16 protein-coding genes are annotated in these 21,186 nt (G+C 74.2%); 6 read left to right on the top strand and 10 right to left on the bottom strand.

From position 1 onward, the window contains the following. Positions 1 to 61 precede the first annotated feature (61 nt). Positions 62 to 934: a helix-turn-helix transcriptional regulator gene (locus tag ACZ7BZ_RS14420; protein WP_470358581.1), complete on the top strand. Its 873-nt coding sequence runs from the start codon at positions 62 to 64 to the stop codon at positions 932 to 934. A gap of 76 nt (positions 935 to 1,010) precedes the next feature. On the opposite strand, the gene ACZ7BZ_RS14415 is transcribed toward ACZ7BZ_RS14420, so the two are convergent. The 4 genes from ACZ7BZ_RS14415 to ACZ7BZ_RS14400 all read right to left on the bottom strand — a co-directional run bounded on the left by ACZ7BZ_RS14415 (position 1,011) and on the right by ACZ7BZ_RS14400 (position 6,567). Then, the gene (locus ACZ7BZ_RS14415) at positions 1,011 to 1,724 is read right to left on the bottom strand and encodes a ricin-type beta-trefoil lectin domain protein (protein ID WP_380451748.1); all 714 of its coding nucleotides are present in this window, start codon (positions 1,722 to 1,724) and stop codon (positions 1,011 to 1,013) included. A gap of 293 nt (positions 1,725 to 2,017) precedes the next feature. Beyond that, positions 2,018 to 3,751 (bottom strand): DEAD/DEAH box helicase, encoded by a 1,734-nt coding sequence (locus tag ACZ7BZ_RS14410; RefSeq protein ID WP_470358580.1) that lies wholly within the window; start codon positions 3,749 to 3,751, stop codon positions 2,018 to 2,020. 168 nt (positions 3,752 to 3,919) lie between these two features. Continuing rightward, positions 3,920 to 4,126, bottom strand: coding sequence for a cold-shock protein (locus ACZ7BZ_RS14405; RefSeq protein WP_196949043.1), 207 nt, complete (start codon positions 4,124 to 4,126; stop codon positions 3,920 to 3,922). Positions 4,127 to 4,428: 302 nt separating this feature from the next. Further along, the gene (locus ACZ7BZ_RS14400) at positions 4,429 to 6,567 is read right to left on the bottom strand and encodes an MMPL family transporter (RefSeq protein ID WP_470358579.1); all 2,139 of its coding nucleotides are present in this window, start codon (positions 6,565 to 6,567) and stop codon (positions 4,429 to 4,431) included. A 506-nt stretch (positions 6,568 to 7,073) separates the two neighbouring features. Between ACZ7BZ_RS14400 and ACZ7BZ_RS14395 the strand changes: the two genes are divergently transcribed. The 3 genes from ACZ7BZ_RS14395 (at position 7,074) to ACZ7BZ_RS14385 (ending at position 10,016) form a co-directional block, all read left to right on the top strand. Then, positions 7,074 to 7,967 carry a phosphotransferase enzyme family protein gene (locus tag ACZ7BZ_RS14395; RefSeq protein ID WP_470358578.1) on the top strand — a complete coding sequence of 298 codons (894 nt, stop codon included), beginning with the start codon at positions 7,074 to 7,076 and terminating at the stop codon, positions 7,965 to 7,967. 170 nt (positions 7,968 to 8,137) lie between these two features. Next, positions 8,138 to 9,160 (top strand): polysaccharide deacetylase family protein, encoded by a 1,023-nt coding sequence (locus tag ACZ7BZ_RS14390; RefSeq protein ID WP_470358577.1) that lies wholly within the window; start codon positions 8,138 to 8,140, stop codon positions 9,158 to 9,160. A gap of 52 nt (positions 9,161 to 9,212) precedes the next feature. After that, on the top strand, positions 9,213 to 10,016 hold the full coding sequence (locus ACZ7BZ_RS14385) for a YwqG family protein (RefSeq protein WP_470358576.1): 804 nt from the start codon (positions 9,213 to 9,215) through the stop codon (positions 10,014 to 10,016). Positions 10,017 to 10,067: 51 nt separating this feature from the next. On the opposite strand, the gene ACZ7BZ_RS14380 is transcribed toward ACZ7BZ_RS14385, so the two are convergent. The 6 genes from ACZ7BZ_RS14380 to ACZ7BZ_RS14355 all read right to left on the bottom strand — a co-directional run bounded on the left by ACZ7BZ_RS14380 (position 10,068) and on the right by ACZ7BZ_RS14355 (position 16,090). Then, a complete protein-coding gene (locus tag ACZ7BZ_RS14380; RefSeq protein ID WP_470358575.1) occupies positions 10,068 to 10,580 on the bottom strand; it encodes a GNAT family N-acetyltransferase in 513 nt (170 codons plus the stop codon). Beyond that, a complete protein-coding gene (locus ACZ7BZ_RS14375; protein ID WP_470358574.1) occupies positions 10,577 to 11,296 on the bottom strand; it encodes an exonuclease domain-containing protein in 720 nt (239 codons plus the stop codon). Before ACZ7BZ_RS14375 ends, ACZ7BZ_RS14380 begins: the two co-directional genes overlap by 4 nt. A gap of 149 nt (positions 11,297 to 11,445) precedes the next feature. Further along, positions 11,446 to 13,392: an FtsX-like permease family protein gene (locus tag ACZ7BZ_RS14370; RefSeq protein ID WP_470358573.1), complete on the bottom strand. Its 1,947-nt coding sequence runs from the start codon at positions 13,390 to 13,392 to the stop codon at positions 11,446 to 11,448. Beyond that, positions 13,389 to 14,141, bottom strand: a complete 753-nt coding sequence (locus tag ACZ7BZ_RS14365) for an ABC transporter ATP-binding protein (protein WP_470358771.1) — start codon at positions 14,139 to 14,141, stop codon at positions 13,389 to 13,391. The genes ACZ7BZ_RS14370 and ACZ7BZ_RS14365 overlap by 4 nt, the downstream gene beginning before the upstream one ends. A 154-nt stretch (positions 14,142 to 14,295) precedes the next feature. Beyond that, complete coding sequence (locus tag ACZ7BZ_RS14360; protein ID WP_470358572.1) at positions 14,296 to 14,751, bottom strand: GNAT family N-acetyltransferase; 456 nt, start codon at positions 14,749 to 14,751, stop codon at positions 14,296 to 14,298. Between the two features lie 61 nt (positions 14,752 to 14,812). Further along, positions 14,813 to 16,090, bottom strand: a complete 1,278-nt coding sequence (locus ACZ7BZ_RS14355) for an SAV2148 family HEPN domain-containing protein (protein ID WP_470358571.1) — start codon at positions 16,088 to 16,090, stop codon at positions 14,813 to 14,815. 444 nt (positions 16,091 to 16,534) lie between these two features. Here ACZ7BZ_RS14355 and glgX point away from each other — a divergent pair, with 444 nt between their 5' ends. Both glgX and treY read left to right on the top strand, forming a co-directional pair. Further along, positions 16,535 to 18,649 (top strand): glycogen debranching protein GlgX, encoded by a 2,115-nt coding sequence (gene glgX, locus ACZ7BZ_RS14350; RefSeq protein ID WP_470358570.1) that lies wholly within the window; start codon positions 16,535 to 16,537, stop codon positions 18,647 to 18,649. Between the two features lie 72 nt (positions 18,650 to 18,721). Further along, complete coding sequence (gene treY / locus ACZ7BZ_RS14345) at positions 18,722 to 21,184, top strand: malto-oligosyltrehalose synthase (RefSeq protein WP_470358569.1); 2,463 nt, start codon at positions 18,722 to 18,724, stop codon at positions 21,182 to 21,184. The last annotated feature ends 2 nt before the right edge of the window (positions 21,185 to 21,186 follow it).

Here is a 21,186-nt window from a genome sequence, read left to right as displayed (position 1 = left end):
GCCGGGGCGGCGGCAGTGCGTGGCGATACTGGTAGTTCGACCACCAGGAAGGACGGGGGAGATGGACGAGTCGGAGGAGCGCCGCACGGAGCTGTCGGGCTTTCTGCGCAGCCGGCGGGCCCGGTTGACGCCGCAGCAGGTGGGGCTGGCGCCGGGGGTGCGGCGGCGGACGCCGGGGCTGCGGCGGGAGGAGCTGGCGCTGCTGGCCGGGGTGGGGGTGACCTGGTACACGTGGCTGGAGCAGGGGCGGGACATCCACCCGTCGCCGGAGGTGCTGGCGAGTCTGGCCCGGACGCTGCGGCTGGACCGGGCGGAGACGGCGTACCTGTTCCGGCTGGCGGGCGGCCACCCGATGGACGGGGAGGTGAGCGCGCCCGCGGAGGTCCCGGCCGCGCTGCTGCGGCTGATGAACGCGCAGTGGCCGGCGCCGGCCTGGGTGATGGACGCCAACTGGGACCTGCGGGCGTGGAATCCGGGCGCGGACGCGCTGTTCGGGCTGACCGGGCGGCCACCGCAGGAGTGCAACCTGGCCTGGGTGGTCTTCGGCAACGCCCTGCACCGCGACCGGGTGGAGCACTGGGAGGAGCACGCCCGGCGGTTCCTGGCCCAGTTGCGTTCGGCCTACGCGGAGCGCGGCGGCGAGGCCACGGCGGTGGGCCGGCACCTGGGCCGGACGATCCAGCAGGTGCGGGACGAGCATCCGGAGGCGGACCGCTGGCTGGACGAGCACCAGGTGGCGGAGCGTTCGGGGGCCGAGAAGGTGGTGCGGCACGAGGAGTTGGGCGAGTTGCGGATCGACCAGCACGTGCTGTTGGCGGCCGAAGGGCTGCAGTTGATCGTGATGGCGCCGCGGGACGCGGAGACGGCGGAGCGGCTGCGCCTGCTGGCCCCGAAGGCAACGGCCACGGCGCCCCCGACGGCGGCGACGGTGTAGCGCGGGGCGTGAGCAGCCCGGTCCGCCGCCCGACGGGGGCGCGGGCGGCGGACCGGGACGCGTTCCTGATGCTCCGTCAGGCAGGCAGCTGCCACTTCTGGTTGGCGGCGCCGTTGCAGTCCCAGATGCCGAGCTGGTTGCCGTTGGCGGTGGAGAAGCCGAGGTCGTCCAGGCAGCGGCCGGACTGCGGGTTGTACAGCGAGCCGTCGGAGCGGGCCTGCCACTGCTGGGCGCCGGTTCCGTTGCAGTCGTAGAGCTGGACCATGGTGTGGTTGGCGGTGCCGCCGCCGGCGACGTCCATGCACTTGCCGAGGGCGCGGACGGTGCCGTCGACGCCGATCCGCCACTTCTGCGCCAGGCTGCCGTTGCAGTCGTAGATCTGGACGGGGGTGCCGTTGCCGAGGTTGGCGCCCTTCACGTCGACGCACTTGCCGACGTAGCCGGTGATCTGGCCGGTCGGGCCGGCCGGCGGGGTGGCGCCCAGGATGACGCGCGGGAACATGACGCTGTCGCCGACGCCGCAGGCCGCGGAGAGGCTGCCGTCCCCGATCGCGATGCCGCCGATGGCCGGGCGGGTGAACTGCACGGTGTGGGTGGAGTTCCAGTAGTAGCAGGTGGCGGTGACGGTCCAGGTCTGCATCGGGTCGAGGCCGCTGCAGCTGCCGATCGCGCTCCAGCCCGCGACGTAGGCGCCGCAGGAGGGCGCGGCCTGGGCGACGGTGGCGGGTGCGGCCAGGGCGGCGGCCCCTGCGAGCAGGGCGGTGGTCAGCAGGGCGGAGGTTCGGCGCATCGGGACGGTGGTCCTTCCGGTTCGGCGAATCACGTCAACTCGACAGCTGTGCACGGATGGTGACTGTGCGACAGTTGTGTGGGCCGTGTAGAAGAATCCGGGTTCGCCGGGGCACCGTCAAGCTCTCGTTCAAGGCGAGCTTCGGCGGATTCACGCCAGCTGTTTGACCACCGGCCGGTCGGACGGGCCCGCGAACGCGGAACGGGCCCCGCGCCCCCCTCGTACGGGGAGGTCGCGGGGCCCGTCCTTCGGGACCGGGATCCGGGAGTCGGGACCGGGAGCCGGGGCGGCCGTCAGTCGAACTTGCGGCGCTGGCGGCCCGTCCCGTAGTTGCCGCCGGACTGGGAGCCGCTGCCCGGCCGGGCCCGGCCGGAGGAGCGCCCGATGAACCCGGCGGCCTGCGGACGCTCGCCCTGGGCGGCGGCGCCGAGGCGCTGCTTGGGGCGCGGGCGGCGCGGGTTGCCGTTCATGTCGACGTCGGTGGGCAGCCCGGAGCGCTTGCCGGAGCGGCGGCGCGCGTTGCCGGACTTGCCGTCGGCGGAGCCGGCCGGGGCGGCGGGCTGGGCGACGACGGGGACGGCCAGCGCGACCGGGACGCCACTGGGGGTGCGGGCGCCGGTGATCCGGGTCAGGTCGGCGTCGCCGGGGCGGATCTTGGTGACGGTCGGGCGGATCCCGGCGACCGTCATCAGCCGGTTGACCTCGCGGCGCTGCTCGGGCAGCACCAGGGTGACGACCGTGCCGGACTCGCCGGCCCGGGCGGTGCGCCCGCCCCGGTGCAGGTAGTCCTTGTGGTCGATCGGCGGGTCCACGTTGACGACCAGGTCGAGGCCGTCGATGTGGATGCCGCGGGCGGCCACGTTGGTGGCGATCAGCGCGGTGACCTCGCCCTCGCGGAACTGGTCCAGGACCCGGTTGCGCTGCGGCTGGGACTTGCCGCCGTGCAGGGCGGCGGCCATCACGCCGGTGGCGCGCAGCTGCTTGGCGAGCCGGTCGGCGCCGTGCTTGGTGTGCACGAACATGATCACCCGGCCGTCGCGGGAGGCGATGTGGGCGGTGGCGGAGGCCTTGTCGGCGGGCTCCAGCTGCAGGACGTGGTGGTCCATGGTGGTGACCGCGCCGGCCGAGGGGTCGACCGAGTGGGTGACCGGGTCGGTCAGGAAGCGCTTGACCAGCCGGTCCACGTTGCGGTCCAGGGTCGCGGAGAACAGCATCCGCTGCCCGCCCTCGGCGACCTGCTCCAGCAGCTTGCTGACCTGCGGGAGGAAGCCCATGTCGGCCATCTGGTCGGCCTCGTCCAGGACGGTGATGGCCACGTCGGACAGGTTGACGTCACCGCGCCCGATCAGGTCGTCCAGTCGGCCGGGGGTGGCGACCAGGACCTCGGTGCCGCGGCGCACCGCGTTGGCCTGCCGGCTGATGCCCATGCCGCCGACGACGGTGGTGATCCGCAGGTTGACGGCGGTGGCGTACGGGGTGAGCGCGTCGGTGACCTGCTGGGCCAGCTCGCGGGTGGGCACCAGGACGAGCGCCAGCGGGTGCCGGGAGTCGGCGCGGCGCCCGGCGGTGCGGGCGAGCAGCGGCAGGCCGAAGGCCAGGGTCTTGCCGGAGCCGGTACGGCCGCGGCCGAGGACGTCGCGCCCGGCGATCGAGTCGGGCAGGGTGGCGCCCTGGATCGGGAACGGCTCGGTGACGCCCTCGCGGGTGAGCGCGGACAGGATCGCCTTGGGCAGGTCGAGCTCGGCGAAGGAGGCCGCCGGGGGCCGGGCCGGGGTGCCCTCGACGACGGTGAAGTCGGTGGGCTCCGGGGTGGCGGTGCGGGTGGCCTTCGGGGCACCGGCGCGGTTGCGGGGCTTGCGCGCGCGGTCCGCGCCCTCGCCGTCGCGGCGGGGGCGCTCGGGGTTGTCCCCGCTGCGGCGGGGGCGGCCGGTGCGGCCCTCGGCGGTGCGCTCGGCCGAACGGGCGGTCGAGCGGTCGCCGGTGGTGCGGTCGCCACGGTCGCGGGGCGTGCGGGCAGGGGTGGTCAAGGGGTCTCCGTACGTCGGTCGGCAGCCCGCGGTCGCGGACTGGTCGGCCGTCGTCTCGAAGTGCGCCGCCCCGGCCGTACGGCGGCATGAACGAGGGCCCGCACCGTGCTCGGTGCGGGCCCCCGCTTCACGAGATCACAAGATCACGCGTCAGCTCGGAGGCTGACGTCAGGCGATGACCTGGATGTTCTCGCCCTGCGGGCCCTTCTGGCCCTGGGTGACGTCGAACTCCACGCGCTGGCCCTCGACGAGCTCACGGAAGCCGTTCGCCTGGATGTTCGAGTAGTGGGCGAACACGTCCGGGCCGCCGCCGTCCTGCTCGATGAAGCCGAAGCCCTTTTCGCTGTTGAACCACTTCACGGTGCCGGTAGCCATAACCGTCTCCTCCTATTGGGGCATCAGGGATCCACACCTCGTGAATCCCCAAGTAGCCGCGATCCCCATCCGGAGACTGAAACACCGGACAAAACAAATGCGCCTGTTGGTTGGAACCAGCAGGCGCACACAAGCGTTCATGGGAACCAAAACTGCAACTGACTCGACTGTAGCACGGCGACACCCCGATTGACCGGGGACTTTTCTGCCCGACAGATCACGTTTGACGCCCCGGGAAAACGGGGACGGCGCCCCGCCGGAGCGGGGCGCCGCCTGGTGTTCGGCCCGTGTTCAGCCCACGATCAACGCCGGCCGACAGGCTCCGGCGACATCGTGGCGCCGACCCGCGGGGCGTGGCCCGCACCCGGACGGGCGTCGCCGCCGTGGCCGGGCCACCACGCGCGCCGGCCGAGCAGCGCCGTGACGGACGGGGTGAAGAACATCGCCATCACGAAGGCCGCCAGCACGATGCCGAAGGCCAGCGAGAAGCCCAGCTCCATGAAGAGGACGTTGCCCGCGAGCATGAAGGTCGCGAACGAGGCCGCCAGGATGAAGCCGGCCGCCGCCACCGTCGGGCCGCCGTGCTTGACGGCCTCGCGGGCCGCCTCGCGCGGGCTGCGGCCCTCCCGGGCCTCCTCCCGGAGGCGGGCGATGATCAGGATGTTGTAGTCGGTGCCGATCGCCACCACGAAGAGGTAGATGAAGATCGGCAGCATGAACATCAGCCCCTCCTCACCCTTGATGTTCTGGAACAGCAGGGTGGTGGCGCCGAGGGTGGCTCCGAAGCCGAGGCCGACCGAGGCCATCAGGTACCACGGTGCGACGAGGCTGCGCAGCTGGAGACCCAGGATGATCATGATGAGCAGCGCGGCGATCGGGAAGACCAGCTTGTAGTCGTGGGCCATCGCGGCGTTGATGTCCTTGAAGACGGACGTCATGCCGCCGACCAGGGCCTTGGTGTCGGCCGGGGCCGCCGCGTGCGCGGCGTCGCGCAGCTTCACCACGGTGTCGATGGCCTCGTTGGTGGCCGGCGCGTCCTTCAGCTCCACGGAGAAGTCGGCGGTGGCGCCGTCCTTGCTGAGGCCGCGCTCCTTGGTGGGCATGACCACGTTGGCCACCCCGGCGACGCCGCCGATCCGGCCGGCGAAGTCCTTCAGCTCGGCGTCGTTCAGCTTGGCGCCGTTGGTGCTGGTCAGGAAGACGTGGCTGGGGTCGGTGGCACCGGCCGAGAAGGCCGTCATCAGCTTGTCCTGGACGACCATCGACTCCTTGTCCTTGGGCATGGAGCTGCCGGCCAGGTCGTAGGTCCCGGTGTAGTTGATGCCGGCCAGGGCGAGGACGACCAGCAGCCCGCCGGAGACCAGGGCGACCAGGCCGGGCTTCTTGCCGGTCATCCGACCGAGCGCGGCGAAGCGGGCGTTCTGGGGCTCCCGCATCCACTTCCGGCCGGGCCAGAACACGGCCCTGGAGGGGATCACGGCGAGCACGGCCGGGGCCAGCGTGAGCATCACGAGCGCGGTGGCGAGGACGGCGATGGCCAGCGCCGGGCCGAGCGCGGTGAACATGCCGAGGCTGGAGAGGATCAGCACCGCGAAGGCGACCGCGACGGCACCGGCGGCGGAGGCGATCGCCTCGCCGACCCGGCCGACCGCGCTGGCCACGGCCTGCTTGCGGTCGTCACCGGCCCGCAGTCGCTCCCGGTAGCGGAACGCCAGGAAGAGGAAGTAGTCGGTGCCGACTCCGAGCACCACGATGATGAGGATCGCCGAGGTCATCGGCGTGGTCTGCAGGTCGAACGCGCTGATCGCGTCGTTGATCAGCCCCTTGGAGACCGGCATCGCGACCACCAGCGAGAGCAGCACCGGCAGCAGGCCGGCCAGGATGCTGCGGAAGATGATGCCGACGATCACGATGACCAGCACCAGACCGCCGAACAGCACGATGGCGTCGGTCGAGCCCGAGGAGTCCTTCTGGTCCAGCTGACTCGCCGCGTCACCGCCGACCCGGAACTTCAGCCCGGTGCCCTCGGCGAGCTTGGTGCCGTCGTCACGCAGCTTCTTGGCCGCGTCGGTGAACTGCGGGTCCTGCTGCTTGGTCTGGTCGATGGCGACCTGGGACAGCGCGTACTTGCCGTCCTTGGACTTCGACTGGTCGAGCACCGGCAGGATCTGCTGGACCAGCGGGATCTGCGCGTCCGTCAGGCCCTTGACGACCTTGTCCATCGAGGCCTGGTCGTCCTTGGTCAGCTGGCCGCCGTCGTTGCGCTCGAAGAGCAGCAGGGCGGACGGCGTGAAGCTGGACGGGAAGGCCCGTGACTGGAGTTCCGAGGCCTGGATGGACTCGTAGTGGGTGGGCAGGAACTTCGACTGGTCGGTCTGGTCGACGACCTTCGCAGCGCTGATCGATATGACGACCGCCCCGACGATCCACGCGGCGATCACCCACCAGGCGCGGCGAACGACGAATTGTCCTAGTCGGTGGAACATGCTCGATGCCTCCTGGGCATGGTTCACCGCAGCCCTTGGGGGACGGGACACTGGGCGACGGCAGGACCGGCGGGTCACACGCGTCGGCGCGCCCTTGCCGGTCGGCAGGTAAGTAGGTCTGGGCGTCGTCCTACGAGTACGTGCTCGCCCTCGGCAAGGCGCCCCCGTGGTCCAACCCCCGTTGCGGGCCGCCCCGAAGCAGCCCCGACCCAGTCTCTCCCGGGCCGTACCCCGTTGACCTCGTACTCCGGGTGGAGTCTCCTCCCCCTCAGGGTGGAGCCGACCCCCTACCTCCGAGGAGGATGGCTCAGGGTCCCGAGTGAGGGATGACCCCGCCCCGCCCCGCCCCGACCCCGGATCGCCGCGGGCCCCGGGGTCCGTCCGTCATCGTGTGCGTCATGATGATCACCGTCCGGAGTCCCCGGACGAGCGGATGAACGACGGCGGAACGGAGCCCAGCCATGATCCCCTTCGACGAGGGCCGCGCCCGACTGCTGCTCACCCGGGCCTGCGAGACCGCCGGACTGCCCTCCCCGGACGGGGCCCGGCTGCTCGCGCTCGGCGAGAACGCCGTCTTCGACCTCGGCGGCCCGGCCGTGGTCGCCAAGGTCGGCCGCGGCCCCGAACTGTACGAGCGGGCGCAGCGCGAACTGGCCTTCGCCCACTGGCTGGCCGACCAGGGCCTCCCGGTGGTCCACCCGTACCGGGCGGTGGCGCCCGGGCCGCAGTCGGCGCACGGGCACCCGGTCACTTTCTGGCACCGGCTCGCCCCCGCCGTCCGCCCGGCCCGCCCGGCCGACCTCGCCCCGCTGCTGCGCACCCTGCACGCGCTGCCGCTGCCGCCGTTCCCGCTCGGCCGGCGTGACCTGCTGGCGCCGGTCGAGCGCTGGCTGGCCTCCGCCGAGGGTCAGGTGGACCCGGCGGACGTCGCCTTCCTGCGTGAGCGCCGGGACGCCTTCGCGGCCGCCCTGCCCGGCCTGGAGCCGCGGCTGCGGCCCGGGGTGATCCACGGCGACGCGCTGCCGCGCAATGTGCACGTCGGCCCGGACGGGCCGGTGCTGCTCGACCTGGAGACCTTCTCGCAGGACCTGCGCGAGCACGACCTGGTGGTCCTCGCGCTCGCCCACGACCGCTACGGCGTGCCCGGCGAGGAGTACCGGGCGTTCACCGAGGCGTACGGCTGGGACGTCCGCGACTGGCCCGGCTTCGCGGTGCTGCGCGGGGCCCGGGAGACCGCCAGCGCCTCCTGGGTCGCCCAGCAGGCGGCCGGGAACCCGGCGGCGCTCGCGGAGTTCCGGCGCCGGGTCGACTCGCTCCGCGACGGGGCGACCGGGGTGCGCTGGTACCCGTTCTGACGGGGCGGCCCTACCCGGCCCGAGCGACGGCCGCCAAGCCGGTCGGGTGTGAGAAGACTCTTAAGCGGGATCGGTCCGGCGCGCAACCGGGACACGTACGATCGGCGTCCTATCGCACAGTCATCCTGACCGATGGATCGGCACCCCTCTCGCCCTCAGGAGCCGCCGCCATGCACCGGACCGCCCCTCGCCACCCCTCCCACCCGGCCCGTTCGGCCACCGGTCGCCGCCGGCTGATCGCGGGCTGCGTCGCGGTGGCCGCCGTCCTGGGGCTGGCCGCCTGCGGCACCGCCAGCGGGGCGCTCCAGCCGAGCAGTTCCAGCAGCGCCACCGGGGCCGCCGGCAGCACCGCGTCGGGCACCGGCACGGGCAGCCCCGCCCCGCAGCAGCCGACCGGCACGGGTGCCGGCGGCGGCGCGCCCACCGCCGGCTCGGACGCCGTCGGCACCGGCACCGACACCGGCAATGGCACCGACCACGCCGCCCCGCCGGCCGGCGCCAAGGCGCGCACCCCCGCGGCCCCGCCGGCGTCCGGCCGGCCCCAGCCCACCGGCACGCCCGCACCGCCCGCACCGCCCGCCCATCCCGGATCGGCCACCAAGGTGATCGGCTCCACCGCCTCCGGCGGCCGCACCGTCGCGCTCACCTTCGACGACGGCCCCGGCCCGGCCACCGGGCAGGTCCTCGACCTGCTCGCCCAGTACCACGTCAAGGCCACCTTCTGCGAGATCGGCCAGAACGCCGCCGCCAACCCGGCCCTGGTCAAGCGGATCCTGGCCGAGGGCCACCGGCTCTGCGACCACAGCGTCCACCACCCGCAGCCGTTCGAGAAGCTCCCGCACGACAAGGCGGTGTACGAGATCGGCGCCGCCCGCGACATGATCGTCAAGGCCGGCGGGCCGGGCACCCGGATCGACTGGTTCCGTGCCCCGGGCGGCGGCTTCAACGCCGACAACGAGCACATCGCGGCCGGCCTCGGGATGGACTCGCTCGGCTGGTCCGTCGACCCTCGCGACTGGTCCCGCCCGGGCGTGTCGGCGATCGTCTCCACCGTGCAGAAGCAGCTCAAGCCCGGCGGGGTGATCCTGATGCACGACGGCGGCGGCGACCGCAGCCAGACCGTGGCCGCGCTCAAGCAGCTGCTGCCCTGGCTGGTCTCCCAGGGGTACACCTTCGACTTCCCCGCCTCCTGAGGCAGTCGGGCCGCCCGACGGAGTCCGGGGCGGCGACCGTAGGGTGGGCGCCGTGACCGCCACCGCGCCCAGCGCCGCCGACCTCGTGGCCGCCGTCCCCGGCCTCGCCCGCTACCTGCGGCCGGCCACCCTGCTGCACCCCCAGCCCGGCCGGCCGCTGCCCGGGGCGAGCCGGATCGGCGGCCCGGCCGAGTGGCCGGCCGGAGCCCCTTGGCCGCACTGCACCGCGCACCACCCGGACGACGACTTCGGATACCCCCGGCCGGCCCCCGTGGAGTCCCCGGCCACCGCCCTCGTCCCGCTCGCCCTGATCCGCGCGGAGGACGCCCCGCACCTGCCCTGGCCGGAGGGCACCGACCTGCTCCAGGTGCTCTGGTGCCCCAACGACCACGACGACCTCCAGGGCGAGCGCTACTACTACGGCCCCGCCGTCGAACTCCACTGGCAGCGCGCCGCCGCACTCGCCCCGGCCGCTCCCCCGCCGCCGCTGCGCAGCGCCGGGGAGTACCTGCCCGAGCCCTGCGCGGTGCGCCCCGAACAGCTCCTCGACCTGCCCGACCGGGACGAACTGCCCGGGGAACTCGCCCGCGCCATCGCGGATTTCGCCGAGCGGCGGGGCGTCGAGTACGAGCGCGACCACGGCCGCGCGGACGGCTGGAAGCTGGGCGGCTGGCCGTCCTGGCACCTCACCGACCTGGTCCCGGTCGACTGCGGCCGCTGCGGCGAGCGGATGACGCACCTGCTGACCGTGGAGAGCGGTGGCGGCCCGGACCTGTCGGTCGGGCGGCACGGCGAACTGCACGTGTTCGTCTGCCCGGTGGACGTGGCGCACCCGGTGGGGCTGGACCTCCAGTAGGACCGGCCGCCCTGATGCCGCCGGTCCGGAGAGCGCCCCCGGGCCGTCAGGTCAGGTCAGGTCGGCTGAGGCCGGGCCGGGCCGGGCCGGGCCGGGTGAGCTCAGACGCAGCCGGTAGACCTGGCGGGAGCCGCCCTCCGGGCCGGGGTCGGTGGGTTCGGCCGGGGTGAAGCCCAGCCGTTCGTAGAACACCCGGGCACCGCTGGTCACCGCCCCCGGGTGGTCCGGGCCGAAGGTGACCACCTCGACGGTGGCCGGGGCGTGGACGTGGCGGCGCAGCACGTCCTCGACCAGTGCCCGGCCGACGCCGGTGCCCCGGGCGCGTTCGGCGACCACCAGCCAGTGCAGGTGGTGCGGTCCGTCCGGCGCGGTGCCGAACAGCAGGCCGCCGAGCGGGCCCCGCTCGTCCTCCGCCACAGTGGCGAGGCCCCGGGCGGCGGTCCTCCGCACCGCGCGGTGGAAGCCGGGCTCGGCCACCATCGGGCCGAACCAGTGCTCGACCTCGGCGGCGAGCGCGAGGAAGCCGGGCAGGTCCTCGGGGCGGGCGAGGCGTACGGCCGTCACCCGTCCCCCGGGTCCGGCCTGGACGGCCAGCGCGGGTCGACCACCGCGAGCGGGTCCTTGCCGCGGCGCAGCCAGTCCTGGAGGCCCTGGGCCCACTCCCGGTACCAGCCGATCTGCCGCCGGTGCAGTTCGTCCGGGGCCACCTCCCCCACCTCGGCCGGGTAGCGGGCGGCCAGCGCGACGGCGACCCGGACGGCGGCCAGTGCGTCGCTGCCCGCCTCGTGGGCATCCGTCAGCTCCACCCCGTACACCTCGCACACCCGCTGGAGGGTGCGGGAGCCCTTGCGGTACTTGTCCACGGTCCGGTCGATCACCAGGGCGTCCAGCACCGGCCCGACCGGGGCGCCGAGGCGCTCGGCGAGCGTGGGCAGCCCGTAGCGGCGCAGCTCGGCGTCGAGCAGTGAGAGGTCGAACGGCGCGTTGAACGCCACCACCGGCCGACCGTCCGCGATCCGCGCGCACAGCGCGGCGGCTATCTCCTCCACCGCCTCCTTGGGCTGCCGGCCCCTGCTGCGCGCGACCGCGTCGCCGATGCCGTGGATCGCCTCCGCCTCGGCGGGGATCGGCACTCCGGGATCGATCAGCCAGTGGGCGGCCTCCACCCGGACGGCGCCGACGGTGTCCACGAGGGCGGCCGTGACGATGCGGTCCACGGCCGGGTCGGTGCCCGTGGTCTCCAGGTCGAAGCCGACCAGTGGCTGCTGCCACCAGGTCATCAGGTCTGTCCTTCCGTCCGCCAGCGAAACAGCCCCTATCATCACCCGCCCCACCGACAACCCGGCCGTCAGGGCGGCCGTCACGGTCCCGGCCGACCGGCCAGGGTCAGGGGCGCGTCTGACAACTCCCGCTGATCCGACGCGAATTGTCAGACACGCCCCGGCCGCCCGGCCAGCGCGAGCCGGCTGGGCAGCACACTGGCCGCCACGGCGAGCAGCAGGCACACGGCCGCGCCCGCGCCCAGCGGCAGCCAGGGCAGCCGCAGCGCCACGCTCGCCTGCCCGGCCAGGATGCGGTGGTTGAGCAGCGCGGTGGTGCCGTACTGGGTGAGGGCGGTGACGGCGAGGGCCAGCACGGCGGCGGTGGCCACCACCAGGACGGCCTCCAGGGCGACCATCTGGAGCACCTGGCGGCGCACCGTCCCGGTCAGCCGCAGCACGGTGAAGTCGCGGCGGCGGTCGGCGGCGCTCATCACCATGGTGTTGACGATGGCGATCAGCGCGTAGAGCAGGGCGGGGCCGAGGATCGTCGTGGTGGCGATCCAGGCGTAGTGGGCGTTGGGGTCGGGCCCGGGGTCGTGGGCGTCGGTGAGGGCGCCGCCGAGCCGGTCGGCGGGCTCGGCGCTGAGGTGGACGGCGCCGGGGCGGGCGCCGCCCAGGTGGCCGGCGACGGCCTCGCCGCTGAGCAGGACCTCGTCCAGGCCGAGCTGGGTGCGGTAGACCAGGGCGAGCCGCAGGCCGGTGACGGTGCCGTCGGCGAGGCGCAGGTTGACCTGGTCGCCGAGCTTCCAGCCGTGGCCGCGGGCCTGGTCGGTGGAGGCGGCGAGGGTGGCGCCGTGCAGGTCGGCGGGGCTGCCCTGGACGGCGGGCAGGGTCCAGGCGGTGGCGAGGTCCCCGTCGACGACGGTGGCGGCGGACGGCACGGTGGCGGGCGAATCCTCGCCGTGGTCGTCGAAGGCGGGCCGGTCGGCGCCGAGCCCGGTGACCACGGTGGCGGTGGTGGCGGTGGCGCGCAGACCGGGCTGGGCGGCGGTGAGCCGGTGGGCGGCGTCGGCGGGCAGCGGCTGGCCGCCGGGGCGCAGCACGTACCGGGCGGCGGCGGTGGCCCCGGCCTGGGCGGTCATGGCGTCGGCGAAGGCGGCGGTGGAGCCGACGACGGTGCCGGCGAGCGCGATGGTGAGGAAGGCCGGGGTGGCGGTGGAGACGGTGCGACGCACCGCGGTGAGCGCGTTCTGCCGGGCGAGCAGCGGGGCGGCGGCGGTGAGCCGGGCCAGCGGGGCGCTGAGCAGCCGGACCAGGGCGGGGACGACCACGGGCGCGAACAGGGCGAGCGTGGTGATGGTGATCAGGTCGGCGCCGAGCACCCACTGGGAGGCGAGTTGGGGGTCGTCCGGCTGGTCGCCGGGGGCGGGCGGCATGGTGGCCGCGGACAGGTAGTAGGCGACTGCCCCGGCCAGGGCGAGCAGCGAGAGCAGGGCGAAGGCCCAGCGCGGCTTGGTCATCACCGTGCGGTCGACGGCGGCGTCACCGAGCGCCTCGACGGCCCGCACCCGCCCGGCCCGGACCGCCGCGGTGACCGCGCCGAGCAGGGCGACCAGCAGGCCGACGGCGGCGGCCAGCAGCATCGGCCCGACGGCGGGCCGGGCGCTGAACCCCTCGGGGGCGGCGCCGCGGGCGACCAGCCAGGCGGCCAGCGCGGGTGCGCCGGGCAGCGAGAGCAGGCAACCGCTGACGGCGGAGACCAGGGCGACGACGGCGGCCTCGCCGGTGATCAGCCAGACGATCTGGCGGGGCGTGGCGCCGACGGCGCGCAGCATCGCGATCTCCTGGCGGCGCTGGGCGACGGCGAAGGCGAAGGTGCCGGCGACGACGAAGACGGCGACGAACGCGGCCATCGCCGAGGTGAACTGGAGCACCTTGTGCAGGGAGGGGGCCCCGAGCGGGGAGTCGTCCCCGGCGGTGTCGCCCAGCAGGGTGCCGGTGGTGGCGACCAGGGTGACGCCGAGGGTGAGGGCGACGTAGGAGCCGGCGAAGGCGGCCTTGCGGCGGCGCAGGCTCGCGGCGGCGACGGGCAGCAGGGTGCCGAGGGACGTCATGCCGGCGTCCCCGCCGTCTCCAGGGCGGTCATCCGCTCGGCGATCCGCTGGGCGCTCGGGCTGGTCAGGTCGTCGACGATCCGGCCGTCGGCGAGGAAGAGCACCCGGTCGGCGCGGGAGGCGGCGACCGGGTCGTGGGTGACCATGACGGTGCTCTGGCCCTCACGGTCGACCAGTTCGCGCAGCAGGGCGAGCACGTCGCGGCTGCTGGAGCTGTCCAGGGCGCCGGTCGGCTCGTCGGCGAACAGCACCCGGGGCCGGGTGATCAGGGCGCGGGCGATGGCGACGCGCTGCTGCTGGCCGCCGGAGAGCTGGGACGGCAGGTGGCCGGTGCGCTCGCCGAGGCCGACCTGGGCGAGCGCGCGGTGGACCTCGGCGCGGTCCGGCCGGCGCCCGGCCAGGCGCAGCGGCAGGCCGACGTTCTGCTCGGCGGTGAGCGAGCCGACCAGGTTGAACGCCTGGAAGACGAAGCCGAGTCGCTGCCGGCGCAGGACGGTCAGCTGGGTCTCGGTCAGCCCGGCGAGGTCGGTGCCGTCCAGGACGACCCGGCCGCTGTCGGGGCGGTCGAGGCCGGCGCCGCACTGCAGCAGGGTGCTCTTGCCGGAGCCGGAGGGGCCCATCACGGCGGTGAAGGTGCCCCGCTCGAAGGTGACGTCCACCCCCCTGAGCGCTCGCACGGCCTCCGGGCCGGTGCCGTAGGTGCGGTGTACGTCTTCGAGGCGCAGTACGGCCCCGTCATCCCCCGTGATCTTCACGGGGCCTACACCTACCACGGCCGTGACCGCGTCGACCAGGGGCTTTGGGAGAATCGTTACTCCACGTGATGAGCCCGCGTCGGCCGGCGGGCCTCGGCGCGGACGTCCTCGTCCCGTTGGTCCCGGCTCCGGCGGGCTTCGGCGGGGGTCACCCGGCCGGCTCCCGGAGCATGAAGACGTCGATCGGGTCCTCGTGGACGACCGTGAAGCCGTGCCGCTGGTACAGCCGCTGGGCGGCGCTGCCCTGCAGGACGTTCAGGCGGACCGGTTCGCCCGCCGCGTCCGCCTCGGCGAGGAGGTGGCGCAGGACGGCGGTGCCGAGGCCGCGGCCCTGGAGGTGCGGGGCCAGGTAGAACAGCTCCAGGTGGCGCCCGCCGTGCTCGTCGGGTCGGATCGTCACCGAGCCCGCGAAGGCTCCTCCGACCCGCAGCACGGACGTGTGCCGGGTGGAGAAGGACTTCCGCACGCGGTCCCGGGAGCGGTCCGGGTCCCAGCGCCCGAGGCGTTCCAGGTCGGTGCGCATGACCTGGGCCTTGAGCTCGACGATGGGTTCGAGGTCCTTGGGTCCGGCGGGTTCCAGGGTCCAGGCGGGGAGGCTGTTCACGGTGCGCAGTGTTCCACCGCCCGCACGGCCTCCACCAGCGGTTATCTCATGATGCGGACCGTCAGGAGACGTTCCGGGCGTCCGCCCAGACCCCCTCGAACTCCTCCCGGTACACCTCCAGCAGCCCCGGCTCGGTGCCGCCCGGCTGCTGGCCGGCGCCGCCGCGCAGGATGAGTGCCGGGGACTCCATGCCCCGGGAGCGGCGCAGGTAGGGCTGGATGACGCCGAGGTCGCGGCTCTGCCGGCGGCCGGCCACCGGGCCGGTGGGGCGGGGGCCCTCGACCAGGTAGGCGGTGAAGCGCGGAGTCTCGTCGAAGACCCGGATCTCGAATCCGCCCTGGTCCCGCAGCCGGGCCCGGACCCGTCGCACGTGCATGATGTTCATCTCGATCGAACGGGACAACTCGCCGCGCGAGAGCCCGAGTTCGCGTTCGCGGCGGCGCACCGCGCTGCTCGCCGGATTGAGGAACAGCAGCCGGACCCGGCAGCCCTCGCCGGCGAGGCGGACCAGCCGTTTGCCGGTGTAGTTCTGGCAGAGCATGCCGAGGCCGATGCCGAGCGCGTCCAGGCGTCGGGCGCCGTCCAGCAGGTCCTCCACCGGCAGGTCGCGCTGCAGCCGGACCCGGTCGGCGTGCACCGCGACCACGTCCGCGTAGCGTCCGGCGACCAGTGACTCCACCACGTCGGCGGGCACCCCGCCCGCGCCGCCGTCCAGGACGGCGAGCAGCCGGGCGGCGGCGCGTTCGGTCTGGGCCAGCACGGTCTGGGTGAGCACCCGGTTGCGGGAGACCACGTGCCGGGCCACCTCCAGTTCGTCCAGGGCGAGTTCGATCTCGCGCCGGTCGGCGAGGAAGGGCTCGAAGCAGGGCCAGTGCTGGACCATCAGTTCGCGCAGCTGGGGCAGGGTGAGGAAGACCAGCGGGTCGTCGTCGGCCGGGTCGAGGAGGTAGCCCTTGCGGCGGCTGACCTCGCGCACCGCACCGGCCCGGTGGGCCCACTCCTCGCCGGCCGGACCGGCGGCGGCGGTGACCCAGTCCTCGCCGTGGGCGGGGGCGTAGATGGGGTGCAGCACCTCGTCGACCAGGGAGCGCAGCCGCTGCTCGACCAGGTTGAGCCAGACGTACGCGCGGCCGGACAGCCGGACCCGCTGGTAGGCGTCCTCCCACTCGCCGGCCGACCAGGCGAGCGCGGGGACCTCCACCGGGCCGCTCTGGGCCGGGACGAGCGCGCGGCCGGTCATGGCGGGGCGCATGACCACCGTGGGCGCCTCGCTGCGGGCACCGCCCCGGTCGGGGCCGTCGGGCCCGGAACCACGGCCGCCGCCAGCGGGGAACACCATGCGCCACCTCATCTGCGGCTGACCCCCCGCGGGCGCGGGGACCATTGACGGGCCGTTGACTAGCACCGGTCGGCCGGGGCGGCCGGACGATCAAGGGTACTGCCCGCCGCGAGCCGCCCGCAGCCGGATGGCCGACGGGCTCCCGCGCACCACCGGCCCGGCTCCCGCGCACCACTGCCGCCGGACGGGCCCCGACCCCACTCTTCACACGAATGCCCGCCGGACACCCGTTCGGCCCAACCCCGGCGGTACCTCCCGGCCGTCGGGGAAGGGCTCGGGGAGTATCTCCGGGAGTGTGCGGGCTGTGCCGCGCGTCACGGCGCGCGGGCGCCGCACATGCCCGGCCGCCCGGCCGGGAAGAGAGCGTCCGGGTCCGGGCAGTTTGTCGGACCACCTGTCGGACCACACATCAGTTTCCGCATGTCACAAGGAAGTTGAGGACTCATGCAGGTCTGGCCCGGAAAGCCCTACCCCCTCGGCGCCACCTACGACGGGGCCGGTACCAACTTCGCGGTGTTCTCGGAGAGTGCCGACCGGATCGAGCTGTGCCTGATCGACGAGGACGGCTCGGAGACCGCCGTCGAACTGCGCGAGACGGACGCCTTCGTCCGGCACGCCTACCTCCCCGGCGTCCAGCCCGGCCGGCGCTACGGCTTCCGGGTGCACGGCCCGCACAACCCGGGCCTGGGCCAGCGGCACAACAGCGCCAAACTGCTGCTGGACCCGTACGCCAAGGCGATGAGCGGCCACATCGACTGGGACGAGTCCGTCTACGGCTACCACTTCGGCGCCCCCGAGCGCCGCAACGACCTCGACTCCGCCCCGCACACCATGCACTCGGTGGTGATCAACCCGTACTTCGACTGGGGCACCGACCGCCCGCCGCGCACCGACTACCACCGCACCGTCATCTACGAGGCCCACGTCAAGGGCCTCACCCGGCTGCACCCCGGCATCCCCGAGGAGATCCGCGGCAGCTACGCGGCGCTGGCCCACCCGGCGGTGATCGAGCACCTGGCCAAGCTCGGCGTCACCGCGATCGAGCTGATGCCGGTGCACCAGTTCGTCCGCGACCATCGACTGCGCGACCTCGGCCTGGCCAACTACTGGGGCTACAACACCATCGGCTTCTTCGCCCCGCACTCCTCCTACTCCTCCACCGGCGACCGCGGCCAGCAGGTGCAGGAGTTCAAGTCCATGGTGAAGGCGCTGCACGCGGCCGGGATCGAGGTGATCCTGGACGTCGTCTACAACCACACCGCCGAGGGCAACCACCTCGGGCCGACGCTGTCGCTGCGCGGCCTGGACAACGTCTCCTACTACCGCCTCGCCAAGGACCAGCGCTTCTACGAGGACACCACCGGCACCGGCAACAGCCTGCTGATGCGCAGCCCCCACGTGCTCCAGCTGATCATGGACTCGCTGCGCTACTGGGTCACCGAGATGCACGTGGACGGCTTCCGCTTCGACCTCGCCGCCACCCTGGCCCGGCAGTTCCACGAGGTCGACCGGCTGTCCTCGTTCTTCGACCTGGTCCAGCAGGACCCGGTGGTCTCCCAGGCCAAGCTGATCGCCGAGCCCTGGGACCTCGGCGAGGGCGGCTACCAGGTCGGCAACTTCCCGCCGCTGTGGACGGAGTGGAACGGCATGTACCGGGACACCGTGCGGGACCTGTGGCGCGGCGAGAACGCCACCCTCGCCGAGTTCGGCTCCCGGCTCACCGGCTCCTCCGACCTCTACCAGGACGACGGCCGCCGCCCCATCGCCTCCATCAACTTCGTGACCTGCCACGACGGCTTCACCCTGCGCGACCTGGTCTCCTACAACGACAAGCACAACCAGGCCAACGGCGAGGACAACCGGGACGGCGAGTCCTTCAACCGCTCCTGGAACTGCGGCGTCGAGGGCCCCACCACCGACCCGGCCGTAGAGGAGCTGCGGGCCCGCCAGCAGCGCAACTTCATCGCCACCCTGATGCTCTCCCAGGGCGTGCCGATGCTCTCCCACGGCGACGAACTCGGCCGCACCCAGCTCGGCAACAACAACACCTACTGCCAGGACAACGAGCTGTCCTGGGTGCACTGGCCCGACGGCGACGGGCCGGCCGCCCGACTGCTGGAGTTCACCCAGGGGATGATCTGGCTGCGCCGCGACCACCCGGTGTTCCGGCGCCGGCGGTTCTTCCACGGGCGGGCGGTGAGCGGCTACGACGACCTCACCGACATCGCCTGGTTCACCCCCGCCGGGGAGGAGATGACCAAGCGCAACTGGGGCGCCAGCTACGCCAAGTCGCTGACCGTCTTCCTCAACGGCTACGCCATCTCCGAACCGGACCGGCGCGGCGGGCGGATCGTCGACGACTCCTTCCTGCTGATGTTCAACGCCCACTTCGAACCGCTGGAGTTCACCGTGCCCGCCGACCACGGGCAGGAGTGGCAGGTCGTGGTCGACACCGCCCAGCCCCGGCTGCCCGCCCCCGGCACCGGCACCCGGGTCAAGGCCGGGGACGCGCTGTGGCTCACCGACCGCTCGCTGCTGGTGCTGCAGCGGCCCGCCTGATCCCCCGGGCGCTCACCTGTTCGGATCAGCAGCGGGTCTTGGCGGCGGGCCGGGCCGGGTACCTATGGACCTATGACCTCCGCCGCCGAGCCCGCGCAGCCCCGCCCGGCCGCTACCCACCCCACCGCCACCCACCCCACCGCTCCTCACCCCACCGCCAGCTACCGCCTCCAGCTCCAGCCCGGCTTCACCCTCCACCACGCCACCGCCGCCGTCCCCTACCTGGCCGCACTCGGCGTCTCCCACCTGCACCTCTCCCCGCTGCTGGAGGCCACCCCCGGCTCCACCCACGGCTACGACACCGTCGACCACACCCGGATCAGCGAGCAGCTCGGCGGCGAGAGCGCACTGCGCGCCCTGGCCGCCGAGGCCCACCGGCACGGCCTGCGGCTGATCGCCGACGTGGTGCCCAACCACATGGCCGTGCCCGTCCCCGAGCGGCTCAACCGGCCGCTCTGGCAGGTGCTGCGGGACGGGCCCGACTCCCCGTACGCGCGCTGGTTCGACATCGACTGGACGGCGCAGCCCGGCCCCGCCGACGCCCCCGGCCGCGGGCGGGTGCTGCTGCCGCTGCTCGGCGACCGGCTCGGCGCCGTCCTCGACCAGCTGGTGGTGGACGGCGAGGTGCTGCGCTACCACCGGCACGAGCTGCCGCTGCGCCCCGGGACGGCCGGGCTGCCGCTCGCCGACCTGCTCGCCCGGCAGTGGTACCGGCTGGCCTGGTGGCAGCTGGCCCGCACCGAGCTCAACTACCGGCGGTTCTTCACCGTCAACGAGCTGATCGCCGTCCGGGTCGAGGACCCGGAGGTCTTCGCCGCCACCCACGCCGTACTGCTGCGACTGCACGCCGACGGCGTCCTGGACGGCTTCCGGATCGACCACCCGGACGGGCTCGCCGACCCGCGCGGCTACCTGCGCCGCCTGGCCGACGTCACCGGCGGCGCCTACACGGTGGTCGAGAAGATCCTCACCGGCGCGGAGCGGCTGCCCGAGGACTGGCCGGTGGCCGGGACCACCGGCTACGACGCGCTGCGCCGGATCGACGGCGTGCTCACCGACCACGCGGGCGCCTGCCGGCTCGCCGGGGCGTACGAGGCCTTCCGGCACGGCGGGCCCGCCGCCGGGCTCTGCGCCGACCCGCACCCGGCGGTGGCCGCCGCCCGGCGCGGCCGGGCCGACATGACCGGGCCCGGGGGCGAGCTGGCCGCCGAGATCGAACGGCTGGTCCGGATCGCGCTGCGGATCGGCGCCGCCGACCCCGCGCACGCCGACCACGCGCCCTGGCAGCTGCGCGCGGCGCTGCGCCGACTGCTCACGGACTACCCGGTGTACCGGCCGTACGCGCGGCCCGGGGAGGCGGCGCTCGACTTCGGCGGGGTGCTGGGGGCGGATTTCGAGGATCCGACCGAACGCCTGATCGCCGCCCTCGCCCTCGGCCGGCTGGGGCCCGGCCCCGACCGGGACGAGTTCTGCGCCCGGTTCGCCCAGACCGCCGCCGCGGTGGCCGCGAAAGGGGTCGAGGACACCGCCTTCTACCGCTGGAACGCGCTGCCCGGCCTCAACGAGGTCGGCGGCGAGCCGGGCCGGCCCGGACTGCCTCCGGCCGAGTTCCACGACTGGTGCCGCCACCTGGAGCGCACCTGGCCGCACAGCATGACGGTGCTCTCCACCCACGACACCAAGCGCAGCGCCGACGCCCGGGCCCGGCTCGCCGTCCTCGCCGAGCAGCCGGAGGCCTGGGCCGCCGAGGCCGCCGCCTGGTCCGCGGCCGCCGGGCCGCCCGCGCCCGGCCTCGACCGGGACGCCGACTGGCTGCTCTGGCACACCCTGGTCGCCGGCTGGCCGATCGGCCCCGACCGGCTGGTCGCCGCCCTGCTCAAGGCCGTCCGCGAGGCCAAGCTGCACACCTCCTGGACCGCCCCCGACGCCCGGTACGAGCAGGCCCTGGAGCAGCGGGCCCGCGCCGTCTTCGGCAACGCCGGACTGCTCCCCCGGATCGAGGGCCTGGTGCACGCCCTCACCCCGTACGCCCGCTCCAACACCCTGGCCGCCGCGCTGCTGCACCTGACCGTCCCGGGCGTGCCCGACCTCTACCAGGGCAGCGAGGAGCCGCTGTACACCCTGGTGGACCCGGACAACCGGGGCGTGGTCGACTTCGGCGCACTCGCCGTCCGGCTCACCGACGCGGCCACCGCGCGCCCCGGCGACCTCGCCCGGGAGAAGCTCCACCTGACCGCCACCGCCCTGCACCTGCGCCGCTCCGGCCCGCTCGGCGCCTACCGGCCGCTGGCCGCCGTGGACCTCTCCGGTGACCACCTGCTGGCCTTCGCCCGGGGGGAGGACGTGGTCACCGCCGTCACCCGGCTGCCGTACGGGCTGGCCAAGGCCGGCGGCTGGCGGGACACCGTACTGGACCTGCCGGCCGGCGGCCCCTGGACGGACCGGCTGTCGCTGCGCACCTTCCCGGCGGGCCCGGTGCCGGTGGCGGAGCTGCTGGCGACGTACCCGGTGGCACTGCTGACGAGGAGGGGTTGAGG

It is taken from the genome of Kitasatospora sp. NPDC036934 (assembly GCF_055608425.1).
The sequence above is the reverse complement of the archived record's forward strand: the minus strand, read 5'-3'. Positions and strand labels throughout refer to the sequence as shown.